At 70.1% G+C, this 12,410-nt stretch carries 11 protein-coding genes; 7 read left to right on the top strand and 4 right to left on the bottom strand.

Annotated elements, in window-relative coordinates:
- Position 1 precedes the first annotated feature (1 nt).
- On the bottom strand, positions 2–1,264 hold the full coding sequence (locus ACGFR7_RS24485; protein WP_393323050.1) for an alpha/beta fold hydrolase: 1,263 nt from the start codon (positions 1,262–1,264) through the stop codon (positions 2–4).
- 35 nt (positions 1,265–1,299) lie between these two features.
- On the opposite strand from ACGFR7_RS24485, the gene ACGFR7_RS24480 reads away from it, so the two are divergent.
- From ACGFR7_RS24480 to ACGFR7_RS24450, 7 genes are all read left to right on the top strand, one after another.
- Positions 1,300–1,881 (top strand): helix-turn-helix domain-containing protein, encoded by a 582-nt coding sequence (locus ACGFR7_RS24480; protein WP_393323047.1) that lies wholly within the window; start codon positions 1,300–1,302, stop codon positions 1,879–1,881.
- Between the two features lie 456 nt (positions 1,882–2,337).
- A complete protein-coding gene (locus ACGFR7_RS24475) occupies positions 2,338–6,000 on the top strand; it encodes a nitrate reductase subunit alpha (protein WP_393323045.1) in 3,663 nt (1,220 codons plus the stop codon).
- A 1-nt stretch (position 6,001) separates the two neighbouring features.
- Complete coding sequence (gene narH, locus ACGFR7_RS24470) at positions 6,002–7,645, top strand: nitrate reductase subunit beta (protein ID WP_393323042.1); 1,644 nt, start codon at positions 6,002–6,004, stop codon at positions 7,643–7,645.
- The gene (gene narJ / locus ACGFR7_RS24465; RefSeq protein WP_393323040.1) at positions 7,642–8,262 is read left to right on the top strand and encodes a nitrate reductase molybdenum cofactor assembly chaperone; all 621 of its coding nucleotides are present in this window, start codon (positions 7,642–7,644) and stop codon (positions 8,260–8,262) included. The genes narH and narJ overlap by 4 nt, the downstream gene beginning before the upstream one ends.
- On the top strand, positions 8,259–9,002 hold the full coding sequence (narI, locus tag ACGFR7_RS24460) for a respiratory nitrate reductase subunit gamma (RefSeq protein ID WP_393323037.1): 744 nt from the start codon (positions 8,259–8,261) through the stop codon (positions 9,000–9,002). The genes narJ and narI overlap by 4 nt, the downstream gene beginning before the upstream one ends.
- A 191-nt stretch (positions 9,003–9,193) precedes the next feature.
- Positions 9,194–9,850 (top strand): AAA family ATPase, encoded by a 657-nt coding sequence (locus ACGFR7_RS24455; protein WP_393323034.1) that lies wholly within the window; start codon positions 9,194–9,196, stop codon positions 9,848–9,850.
- The gene (locus tag ACGFR7_RS24450) at positions 9,847–10,098 is read left to right on the top strand and encodes a hypothetical protein (protein ID WP_393323031.1); all 252 of its coding nucleotides are present in this window, start codon (positions 9,847–9,849) and stop codon (positions 10,096–10,098) included. The genes ACGFR7_RS24455 and ACGFR7_RS24450 overlap by 4 nt, the downstream gene beginning before the upstream one ends.
- Before the next feature lie 152 nt (positions 10,099–10,250).
- Here the strand turns inward: ACGFR7_RS24450 and ACGFR7_RS24445 are convergent, their stop codons facing one another.
- The 3 genes from ACGFR7_RS24445 to ACGFR7_RS24435 form a co-directional block, all read right to left on the bottom strand.
- Positions 10,251–10,454, bottom strand: a complete 204-nt coding sequence (locus tag ACGFR7_RS24445) for a hypothetical protein (protein WP_393323522.1) — start codon at positions 10,452–10,454, stop codon at positions 10,251–10,253.
- 98 nt (positions 10,455–10,552) lie between these two features.
- On the bottom strand, positions 10,553–10,753 hold the full coding sequence (locus ACGFR7_RS24440; RefSeq protein WP_393323029.1) for a ferredoxin: 201 nt from the start codon (positions 10,751–10,753) through the stop codon (positions 10,553–10,555).
- Positions 10,754–10,800: 47 nt separating this feature from the next.
- The gene (locus ACGFR7_RS24435) at positions 10,801–12,021 is read right to left on the bottom strand and encodes a cytochrome P450 (protein ID WP_393323026.1); all 1,221 of its coding nucleotides are present in this window, start codon (positions 12,019–12,021) and stop codon (positions 10,801–10,803) included.
- Positions 12,022–12,410: the final 389 nt, after the last annotated feature.

The following is a 12,410-nucleotide window of genomic DNA, read 5'->3' as shown; positions in this document are numbered from 1 at the left end:
CTTACCGTCGCGCCAGCCAGGTCGCGATCTCGTCCACCACCACGGGGTCAACATGTCCTGGCCGCGCGTACTCGGCCGGGGTGGGCCGGCCACTGCCGGGAATGAAGAGGTGGTTGGCGTCCTCGTGGATCCGGATCGCCACCTCGGGACGGTGCGCCAGGGCACGCTGCCAGCCTGTCAGGTCGTCGGCGACGGTCACTTGGTAGTCCCGCCCTCCCTGAAGGATCAGCATCGGGCATTTCAGTTGGGATGCCGTGGCCACCGGGTCGTAGGCACGCAAATCGAGCCAGTAGGCGGCGGAGAGGCCCAGTGGCAGCAGCTTTGACGGCGTGTCAGGCGCGAGTTCCGGGTCCGTCACCGAGGCGGCCTGCTGGACCAGCGCCGACACCGCCTCGTCCGCGCTCGGCCCGGGCGCGAGCTTCGCGAGATAGCGGGCCACCCGGACGGCCGCCTCGTGCATCGGCTGCGTGTCAGCGGCGAGCAGCACCAGGCCCGCGATCGATGGATCGGCCGCGGCGATCCGGGGCGCCACCTTGCCGCCCATGCTGTGCCCGACCAGGTGGATCCGCTCCGGGGCCACCTCGGGCTGCTGCCGGAGCAGCCGGACGGCGGCGCGTGCATGGGGCAGGTACTCGTCGGCCATGGTGAAGTCCGATGGCAGACGATTCGGGTGCGCGAAGGTCACCTTGTCGAAGCGCAGCACGGCCACCTGCCGGGAGGCGAGCCCCCAGGCAAGGTCCTTCAGCGGCTTGTTCGGGCCGCTGCTCTCGTCCCGGTCGAACGCGCCACCACCGCTGAGCAGCACCACCGCGGGCCACGGTCCGGGGCCGGCGGGCAGGCTGAGTGTGCCGGGGACCGCGAGCGGCCCGGTACCGAGCAGGACCTCCCGCTCCGTGAACCGGTCCGAATCCGCGTAGTGCGGCGGCTGCCATTCGACGCCGCCGTGCGGATCGAGTCTCAGTCCGTGCAACAGACCGTCGTCGCCGACGGACATGACCACGGTGAAGCTGCCGTTGGCGCACGTCACCAGGGTGCGCACGCGCACCGGGTCGGTCTCGCCGGCCTCTGTCACCGGCTCCTCAATCACTTTGACCCCGCCCTGTCCGGCAGCCTCGGCCGTCCACGCGAGCCGTAGCGCCTCGGCGGAGACCGCGGCCCGCAGCGGGGGCGCGAACAACCCCACGATGTCGCCGAACCGCTCCGCCTGCAGCAGCCCGGCGACGCCCCGCGCCGCCGCCAGTGCCCCATCCTCATTTAATCTCATACTTGAGAAAGGTAGCAGTCGTGAGAAGGTTGAGCATGGATTCCCTGGATCTGCTGGCCCACCCCATCCGACTGCGAATCGTGCATGCGATGGGCGGTGGAAGGCTGCTGACCACCGCTCAGTTCTGCGCGCGCATTCCGGAAGCCTCCAAAGCCACCGTCTACCGGCACATCGATCTGCTGGTGGCCGGCGGGATCCTGGAGGTGGCCGAGGAGCGTAGGGTGCGCGGCGCGGTGCAACGGCGCTACCGGCTGCGACAGGACCGGGCTGTGATCGGCTCTGAGGTGGCCCGCACCCTCACCCTCGCGGACCACCGGCAGGCATTCGCCACCGCAATGACCACCCTGCTGGCCGAGTTCACCACCTATCTCGACCGCGACGGAGCTGATCCCGTGGCCGACCAGGTGGGGTACCGGCAGCATGCACTCTGGCTCAGCCCGGCGGAACTGGAGGAACTGATCGGCGAGCTGCGCGCGGCCATCGCGCCGAAACTTGCCAATCAGCCGAGCCCCGAGCGAGCGCAATATCTGCTCAGTCCTGTCCACTTCCCGATGGAAGCCGCTCAGGTGGAACCCGGGCGACCGACGACAGGAGCCGAGCAGGAGACAGGCACATGATCGGCCGGGCGGCTCCTGGCTGCGACAGGTGTGGTGCACCCCAGCTCCTCGGCAAGTGCCTTGGCGGATCGCCGGATCGCCGGATCGCCGGATCGCCGGATCGCGGGTGCGCCGGCGCTGCTGCTCCGCCCGGGACCGGTGCACCACTGGGGCCGCGGCCCGTCCCGTCGGCGATGGCCAGGGGTGTTCGAAGCCGTTCGCTCGCAAAGAATATGTCTGTGACAACAATTGCAAAGTGCAATGAAAAGCTTCGTTAGGTCTCGCTAAATGACCGATATGACCCATTAGTCCAGGGGTGGGTAGCGGGATGCTGGGCGAGCACATGGAGAGCAACCCGCCCCCTGGGGGAGGTGTTGCTCCATCGCGTTCGCATGAGAGTGGTGGGCTGTGGTGCGAGGCAGGGCGAGGGCAGAGGCGGAGCGTGCGGCGGCCGCGGCGGCTGAGTGCTTGCTCAAGATGGGCCAGTTGCGGCGGAAGGCGCCGACGACCCTCGATCTGCGGGCCGTGTACCGCACGGATCAGTCGGTCAACGACGCTGCGTACCGCGAGCGGTGGGCCCACGACAAGGTGGTGCGTTCCACGCACGGCGTCAACTGCACCGGCTCATGCTCCTGGAAGGTGTACGTCAAGGACGGGCTGATCACCTGGGAGACCCAGGAGACGGACTACCCCTCGGTCGGCCCCGACCGGCCGGAGTACGAGCCGCGGGGCTGTCCGCGCGGCGCCTCGTTCTCCTGGTACACCTACTCGCCGACCCGGGTACGTCACCCGATGGCGCGGGGTGTTCTCGTGGAACTGTTCCGTGCGGCGAAGCAGCGGCTCGACGGCGACCCCGTGGCCGCCTGGGCGGAGATCACCTCGGATCCGGAGAAGCGGCGGCGGTACCAGTCGGCGCGCGGGCAGGGCGGTTTTGTCCGCATCGGCTGGGACGAGGCCCTGGAGATCGCGGCCGCGGCCCAGGTGCACACCCTCAAGGAGTACGGCCCCGACCGCATCGCCGGGTTCTCGCCGATCCCCGCCATGTCGATGGCCTCCCACGCGGTCGGTGCGCGCTACCACTCCCTGATCGGCGCGCCCATGATCTCCTTCTACGACTGGTACGCCGACCTGCCGATCGCCTCGCCGCAGGTGTTCGGGGACCAGACCGACGTACCGGAGTCGGGGGACTGGTGGGACGCGGCGTACCTCATGCTCTGGGGTTCGAACGTGCCGGTGACGCGCACGCCGGACGCGCACTGGATGGCCGAGGCGCGCTACCGGGGCCAGAAAGTCGTGGTGGTCTCGCCCGACTACGCGGACGCGACGAAGTTCGCAGACGAGTGGCTGCATCCGCATCCGGGTACCGACGGAGCTCTGGCCATGGCGATGGGGCATGTGGTGCTCACGGAGTTCTTCGTCGAGCGGCAGGTTCCGTACTTCACCGACTACGTGAAGCGCTTCACGGACCTGCCGTTCCTGGTGGCGCTGGAGGAGCGCGGCGCGGGCCGGTACGTGCCGGGCAAGTTCGTCACCGCCGCCGAGGTGGGGCTCGCCCAGCACGCGGCGGCGGAGGCGCGGGAGTGGATGCCGGTGCTCGTCGACGCCGACACCGAGGACGTCGTCGTACCGAGGGGGACGATGGGCGACCGGTGGGCCAAGGGCGGGGAGGGTGCGTGGAATCTGGATCTGGGCGGGGTCGATCCGCTGCTGTCCTTCCACGGTCATGAGGACGGGCAACGCGCCCGCTCCGGCGTCGAAGTGATGCTTCCCCGGTTCGACGAGCCGGGTCGTACCGTGACGCGTGGCGTTCCGGTGCGCGAGATCGGCGGGCGCTTGGTGACCACCGTCTTCGACTTGCTGCTCGCCCAGTACGCGGTGGCGCGCCGCGGCCTGGCGGGGGAGTGGCCGGCCGGATACGACGACGCGGCACAGCCCTGCACCCCGGCCTGGCAGGAGGAGATCACCTCGGTTCCGGCCGCCGCCGCGATCCGCGTGGCGCGGGAGTTCGCGCGCACGGCGGAGCAGAGCCGGGGTCGCTCCATGATCGTGATGGGGGCGGGCACCAACCACTGGTTCCACTCGGACACCATCTACCGGGCCTTCCTGTCGCTGCTGATCCTCACCGGGTGCCAGGGCGTCAACGGCGGAGGCTGGGCGCACTACGTGGGTCAGGAGAAGGTGCGGCCGTACGCGGGCTGGCAGCAGCTGTCGACGGCGGCGGACTGGGTGCGGCCGTCACGCCAGATGGCGGGCACACCGTACTGGTACCTCCACACCGGCCAGTGGCGGTACGAGTCGTACGCCGCCGATGCGCTGGCCTCGCCCACCGGCCAGGGAACCTTCGCCGGGCAGCACACCGCCGACCTGGTGGCGCAGTCCGCACGGCTGGGCTGGATGCCGTCCTACCCGACGTTCTCCGCGAACCCGCTGGACCTGGGACGGCAGGTGCACGAGAGCGGTCAGGAACCGGGCGACTGGGTGGCGGACCGGCTTTCGGCGGGGGAACTGGGCTTCGCCTGCGAGGACCCCGACTCGCCGCGCAACTGGCCGAGGGTGTTGACGGTGTGGCGGGCCAACCTCATTGGGTCCTCCGCCAAGGGCAACGAGTACTTCCTGCGTCATCTGCTCGGGGCGCGGGACAGCGCCGGTGCCGAGGAGGCGCCGCCGGGAAGCCGCCCCCGAACGGTCGCGTGGCGTGCGGACGCGCCGCGAGGGAAGCTCGATCTGCTGCTCTCCCTCGACTTCCGGATGACCTCGACGACGTTGTTCTCGGACCTCGTGCTGCCGGCCGCGACCTGGTACGAGAAGCACGACCTGTCCAGCACGGACATGCACCCGTACGTGCATGCCTTCAGCCCCGCGATCAACCCGCCCTGGCAGGCCCGCACCGACTTCGAGATCTTCCACGGCCTGGCCCGCAAGCTGAGCGAGCTGGCCGAGGGCCGCCTGGGCGTGGCGTACGACCTGGTGGCCACCGCCCTGCAGCACGACACCGAGGGCGAGACGGCACAGCCCCGTGGCCGCGTCGTCGACTGGCGCGACAGACGTATGCGGCCCGAACCTGGGCGCAACGCACCGGGCATGGCGCTGGTGGAGCGCGACTACACCGCGATCGCGGACCGGATGGCCACGTTCGGGCCACTGCCCGAGGAACACGGCATGACGGTGAAGGGAGTGACCGTCATGCCGGGCCCGGAGGCGGGCTGGCTGGCCGCACGGTGCGGCACGGCCGCCGAGGGACCGGCTCGCGGCCGCCCGCTGCTCGACACGGACGTCAAGATGTGCGAAGCGATCCTGGCTCTGTCCGGCACCACCAACGGACGCCTCGCGGCGGAGGGGTTCGACCGGCTCGCGGACCGGGTCGGCCACGGGTCCGGGCTCGCGGGGCTGTCGGCGTCGGTGGCGGAGCGCAGAGTGGTGTTCAGCGACACCCAGCAACGACCGGTCCAGGTCGGGGCGAGCTTCGAATGGTCCGGCAAGGAGGCCCCCGACCGGCGCTACTCGCCCTTCACCGTCAACACCGAGCACAACAAGCCCTGGCACACCCTCACCGGCCGGCAGCACTTCTACCTCGATCACGACTGGATGGCCGAGTTGGGCGAACAACTCCCCGTCTACCGGCCGCCGTTGAACATGGCCGAGCTCGGGGAAGGCGGCCCGGTGCCGGATGCGGGCACGGGCCGCGCGGTGACCGTCCGCTACCTCACCCCGCACTCGAAGTGGTCCATCCACTCCGAATACCAGGAGAACCTCCTGATGCAGACGCTGGCCCGGGGCGGCCCGGTGATCTGGATGAGCCCCGCGGACGCGGAGGCGATCGGGGCCACCGACAACGACTGGGTGGAAGCGGTCAACGTCAACGGCGTGGTGGTGGCCCGCGCGGTGGTCTCCCACCGCATGCCGACCGGCACGGTGTTCATGTACCACGTGCAGGAACGCCTGGTGAACGTGCCCAGGTCCGAGACGACGGGACGGCGCGGCGGTGTGCACAACTCCCTGACGAAGCTGCTCATCAAGCCGACCCATCTCATCGGCGGCTACGGCCAGCTGTCGTTCGCCCCCAACTACTACGGCCCGACCGGCAACCAGCGCGACGCCGTGACGACGATCCGGCGCCGCTCCCAGAACGTGGAGTACTGACATGCCCCAGAACACCGCCGGCCGCCCCCGCGCGACACCCCGGACGCGCCGGCGACGGGTCATGGCCCAGGTGGCCATGGTCATGAACCTCGACAAGTGCATCGGCTGCCACACCTGCTCGGTCACCTGCAAACAGACCTGGACCAACCGCAACGGCACCGAGTACGTCTGGTTCAACAACGTCGAGACCCGCCCCGGCCAGGGCTACCCCCGAGGCCACGAGGACCAGGAGAAGTGGAAGGGCGGCTGGCGGCTCAAGCACGGTCGCCTGGTACCGCGCACCGGAGGCCGCGCCCGGCGTCTGGCCCGGCTCTTCGCCAACCCCGAACTGCCCACCCTCGACGACTACTACCAGCCGTGGACGTACGACTACGAGAACCTGACCACCGCGCCACTCGGCGACGACATCCCCACCGCGCCGCCCCGCTCGCTCATCGACGGCCGCCCCACCGAGGTCACCTGGGGGCCCAACTGGGACGACGATCTCGGCGGCGGACCCGACCAGCTCTCGCACGACCCGGTCCTGCGCAAGATGAGCGAGAAGGTGCGGCTGGAGTACGAGCAGGCGTTCATGTTCTACCTGCCGCGCATCTGCGAGCACTGCCTCAACCCTTCCTGCGTCGCCGCCTGTCCTTCGGGCGCGATGTACAAGCGGATCGAGGACGGCATCGTCCTGGTGGACCAGGACCGCTGCCGGGGCTGGCGGATGTGCGTGAGCGGCTGCCCGTACAAGAAGGTCTACTTCAACCACTCCACCGGCAAAGCCGAGAAGTGCACCTTCTGCTATCCGCGCGTCGAGGCCGGTGAGCCCACCGTCTGCTCCGAGACCTGCGTGGGGCGGCTGCGCTACCTCGGGGTCATGCTGTACGACCCGGACGCGGTCGGCGCGGCCGCGTCCGCCGAGGACGAGCAGGATCTGTACGAGGCGCAGCTCGGCTGCTTTCTCGACCCGGACGACCCCGAAGTCGTCCGGGACGCGGTGGAGTCGGGCATCCCGCACGACTGGGTCGAGGCCGCACGCCGCTCACCGGTCCGCGCGCTGATCACCCGCTTCCGGGTGGCGCTGCCGCTGCACCCGGAGTACCGGACGATGCCGATGGTCTGGTACGTACCGCCGCTGTCGCCGGTGGTGGACGCGCTGACCGCCACCGGTCACGACGGCGAGGACCCGGCCAGCCTGTTCGGCGCCATCGACTCCCTGCGCATCCCTCTTGAGTACCTCGCCGAACTGTTCACCGCGGGCGACCCGGCCCCGGTGGAGGCCGCGCTGTGCCGGCTCGCGGCCATGCGCGCTCACATGCGGCGGGTCAACCTCGGGGAAGAACAGGACCCGGACATCGCGACCGCGGTGGGCCTGGACGAGCGGGGCATCCTGGACCTCTACCGGCTCCTCGCCCTGGCCAAGTACGAAGAGCGGTACGTGATCCCCACCAGCTACACCGCCTCCACCCCACACGACGGGAGCCCGGACGGGTGCAGCCTGGACGGCGACGGAGGCCCCGGGATGATGCCGGGCCAGGACGCCGACACCTTCCACGCCGAACCCACCGGCACCGGACCGCGTGGGCGCGTCAACCTGCTGAACTGGAACGGAAGGGGACGGCCCGCCGGGCTCTTCCCCCGCGCGCCGGAGCAGCGGCGGTGACCCGCCCCGTCGTCCATCAGGCCGCCTCGCTGCTGCTCGGCTATCCGGATGAGGACTGGCCGCGGCGGCTGTCCACGGTCCACTCCGCGGTTCGTCAACTGACGGGGCAGGACATCGAGTTACTGCTCGGCTTCTGCGCGCAGACGGCAGGAACGGACCCCCTCGCCCTCGCATCCCGGTACGTGGCGACCTTCGATCGCAGCCGGCGGCGCTGTCTCTACCTCACGTACTACACCGACGGTGACACCCGCCGCCGTGGTTCCTCATTGGCCCGTCTCAAGTCCCTCTACCGGGACCACGGCTGGGTGCCACCGGCGGAGGAACTGCCCGACTTCCTGCCCGTGGTGCTGGAGTTCGCCGCCCGCAGCCCCGGGGCGGGCGCAGTGCTGCTGACCGAGTACCGGGCCGCTCTTGAGGTGCTGCGCCTTGCCCTGATGGCCTACCGCAGTCCGTACGCCGAAGTCCTCCAGGCCGTTTGTCTCGGTCTCCCGGGAGCGGCACCGGCCAGCCGCGAGGAAGCCCTCAGGCTCGCCCGCACCGGGCCGCCGACCGAGACCGTGGGCCTGGACCCGTTCTCCGCCCAGCCGCGACCCAGCGACCAAGGAGCCCGCAGATGAAGCATCTGCACATCGCGCTGTGGGGCGTACTGCCCTATCTCACCCTGGTCCTGCTCGCCGGGGGAGTGACCTGGCGCTACCACTACGACCGGTTCGGCTTCACGACTCGCTCCAGTCAGCTGCACGAGAGCAGGCTGCTGCGGATCGGCGGGCCGCTCTTCCACTACGGCCTGCTGTTCGTCATCGCCGGACATGTCGCCGGGCTGCTCGTCCCGGAGTGGCTGACCGACCGGCTGCACATCAGCGAGCGGCTGTACCACGCGAACGCCCTGCTGTGCGGGGGTGGCGCGGGCCTGGCCACCGCGGTGGGCCTGGCCGTACTGCTCTATCGTCGGCTGCGCGTGCCCGCGGTACGGCTCGCGACCAGCCGCAGCGACCGGGTCGTCTATCCCCTTCTCACGGCAGTTCTGCTCGCGGGTCTGGCGGCCACCGCTTCCGGCATGGCCGCGAACTCGTACGACTACCGTCGCGGTGTCTCGATCTGGTTCCGCAGCCTGTTCGTCCTCGATCCTGACGTCTCCGCCATGGCCCACGCGCCGCTCGTCTACCAGGCGCACGCGCTGCTGGCGATGGCGCTGTTCACGTTGTGGCCCTTCAGCCGTCTCGTGCATGCCTTCACCGCGCCGGTCGGGTACCTCGTCCGCCCGTACGTCGTCTACCGCTCGCGCACACCGTCCGCGCCGTACCGCCATCCGGCGGTCGGCGCGGCGCGGGGGATCAGTGGCCGGCGGCGTCGCTGAGCGCGGCGTCGGCGGGGGCCGCCAGGGCTGGTTTGCGCTGCCGGGATACCCGCCGCAAAGGGGTGAGGACGCTCTCGGGGCCGCGCGCCTGAGGGGCTGGTCGGCGGCGACCACCGGGTGCCCGTCGTTCCTCACTCGCGTGCGGGTGAACCACGAAGCCATGCCCTCGTGTCGGCCGAACCTGGACGATCATGCCCGTTATTGTCAGCTTTATGCCGTTGAGCTGTGCGTTCGTGAACCTCAAGCCCGGCGTCGGAAAGACGACGAGTGCTGTGTGGCTGGCCCATGCGCTTCATGAGTCGGGACTGTCGCCCCTGCTGGTCGACGGTGACCCGGCCGCTTCCGCGCTGCGCTGGAGCGAGCTGGCCGGTGGTTTTCCCTTTCCGGTGATCGCCCTGCCGGTGGGGGACGTCCACCGCCGCGTGAACGACTTCCTCGGCGACCGGCAGGCCGTCGTGCTCGATGCGCCCCAGCTGGAGGACCATCCCCGGATTACCCGCAGCATCATGAGGTACGCCGGTGAGTGGATCGTGCCCGTGACTCCCGCGCCCATCGAACTGGACCGGATGGCACCCATCCGCGGCGAGATGGGTGACGTGCAGTCCCTGCGTGCCGAGCCGGCCCGCACGGCGGTCCTGCTCAATCGCACCAACCGTCCAGATGCCACGCGCACCGGGCCCGATGCCGATGCTCGTGAGGCACTCACCGAGCGGGGTTTCGAGGTGTTGAACACCCAGATCGCGCGGCTCGACCTGTACGCCCAGTCCTTCGGGAACTCGGTCCAGGCCAAGGGCTCGGCGTACATGGACTTCGCGGAGGAACTGATCGAGCGTCAGGAAGAGGCATGAGCCAGCGCAGGGAAAACTACCGCGCCGCATTGCGGCGCGATCAGGACGACGTCTCCGGGCCCCGATCCACCAAGGTCACCACGCTGCAGAGCAGGTACGTCCGGGTGACCGTCGAGGTGGATCCCGACCTGCAAGGCGATCTGACGCGATGGGCGGCGCGGCCGGTCTCCTCGGTGATGCTCGTCGGCACGACCGTCCTGCGTACCCTGGTCGACACCGTCGGCAGGGTGTCTCGGCCCGGAGGCTAGGCGGCTTCGCCCCGCCTTTGCATGCGTCGATGACCAGCTGCCGATTGCTCCCCGGGGCTGTCAGACGTTAGCCCTGTGCCGGGGCCGGCAGGATCGTGCCGGCAATGCCCCTCGTACAGCCGAGCGACCACTGGGGAACGGAGAGGTCGTGGTCATGGGCGGCGACCAGGCGGGCGCGCGGCGGGGTCGGTGACGGACTGCAGGGTGGGGTCGTAGGGGAAGAGCGGTTCGCCGGTGTGCCGGCGGGTCAGGTCGGCGTCCAGCTCAGTGACGTCGGTGACGCCGAAGCCGGGGCCGCGGTGCTCCGCCGCTTCCGGGTCCCGGACGGTGACGAGCGGCTGCCGCGGGTGGCGCAGGCGGCTGCTGCGGTAGGGGCGGGCCCTCCGGGGAGCCCCGGTGCCCGCGGAGCCGGTGCGGCTCCGCGGGCCGCCCCACCGCTGCCGGGTGGGGAGGTTCAGGGGGTGTCGTGCACTTGGATGGCGGCGGCCGGGCAGACGACGGCCGCTTCACGGGTGAGGGCGTGCTGGTCCTGCGGGGGCTCCGGCTCCAGGACGACGACGATTCCGTCCTCGTCACGTTGGTCGAAGACCTCGGGGGCGATCAGGACGCACTGTCCTGCGCCGCAGCACTTCTCCTCGTCGACGGTGATCTTCATGTAGGGGTTCTCCTTCTGTTGGTGGTGCGACGTGTGCTGCCGGGCCGTCACCAGCGGACGGGGACCTCGCTGAGGCCGCCGACCAGCAGTCCTTCCAGGCGTTCGAGATCGGTGGCGGGGATGTCCAGTTCGAGGGAGGGGAGTCTGCGCAGCAGGACTTCGAGGGTGACCTGGAGTTCGGTGCGGGCCAGGGCCTGGCCGAGGCAGGAGTGGGGGCCGGCGCCGAAGGCCAGGTGAGGGTTGGGGGAGCGGGCCAGGTCCATCTCGGCGGCGTTCTCGAAGGCGGTCTCGTCCCGGTTCGCCGCGGCCATGGCACACACCACCGTGGTGCCGTGGGGAAGGACCTCGCCCCCGATCTCGACGTCCTCGGTGAGGTGACGCCTCAGGCCGAAGCCACCGTTGACGTCGAAGCGCAGCGCCTCCTCGACGGTGCTGCGCACCAGCGAGGGGTTCTCCAGCAGCCGTTCCCACCGGGTGCGGTCGGCCAGCAGCATGGCGACCGTCTTGCCGATCATGTTGGCCGTCGTCTCGTGCCCGGCCACCAGCAGACCCATGCCGGTGCCCAGCAGCTCGGCGTCCGTCAGCGCCTCACCTTCGCCGCTGCTCTCTTCGATCAGGGTACTGAGCAGGTCGCCGGCGGGCTCGGTGCGCTTGGCGGCGATGTGACCGGACATGTATGCCGCGAACTCGCCGACGGCCGCCTGCCGTTCCTGGACGGAGTACCGCGTGAGGTTGAGGAAGTTGTCGGACCAGTAGGAGAAGTGCTCCCGGTCTTCAGCGGGCACGCCGAGCATGTCGCAGATCACGTAGACCGGCAGCGGGAAGGCGAGGTGCGCCTTGAGGTCGCCGGAGCTGCCGCGCCCGGTCATCTCGTCGAGGAGCTGGTCGGCGATCGCGGCCATCTGGGGCCGCAGGGCGGCCATGCGCTTGGCGGTGAACCACTTGCCCACCATCCGGCGCCACCGCTGGTGATCCTCGCCATGCTTCGGAACGGAGAAGGGCGAGGCCGGGGAGTTCGCTGCGGCCGACGTCGCGGATGCCTCCTGTGAGTTCCCGCTTTCGCCGATGAGGTCCGGCCGGGTGAAGCGGGGGTCCGCCAGCATCTCCTTGACATCGTCGTAGCGGGTCAGCAGCTTGGCCTGGCTGCCGTCGGGCACGGTGACGGTGGCCACCGGGCACTTGCTGCGCAGCTCAGCCCACTCGGCCGGAGGATCCAACGCGGTCTCGTAGGCGAGCGGGTACGGCAATATCTGCTCGTTCGGGCTCATAGGGCTTCTCCTTCAAGGGAATTGACGGGGGCTTGCGGGTGCCGCCTGCGGGCGGCGGCGACCGTGCACCCGTAGCCCGCTGCTGTCTGCGGGGTTGCGGAAGGCCGCCGGTCCGCGTGCGGCGGGTCATGGCGCGGAGCGGACCGTGGCTGCCGGCTGTACGTCCCGCGGAGCGGCGAGGTGCTTTTGGCGCAGCGCGGATGAACTCCGCATCCAACGAGGCGAGATGCTCCGTCGGGCGCAGCTGGGTCCGCGACGGTTCCCAGGCGCCGGTCAGCACCTGCTTCGACAGCGGGGGGGTGCCTCTATGTCTTTCGTCAAGGCGTCTGGGTCGGGTTTGCGGTGGTTTGTGGTTGCTGGGGTTATGCGGCGAGCTCGATGTCCTTGGG

This window comes from Streptomyces sp. NPDC048516 (genome assembly GCF_043199875.1).
Lineage (GTDB): Bacteria > Actinomycetota > Actinomycetes > Streptomycetales > Streptomycetaceae > Streptomyces.
The sequence above is the reverse complement of the archived record's forward strand: the minus strand, read 5'-3'. Positions and strand labels throughout refer to the sequence as shown.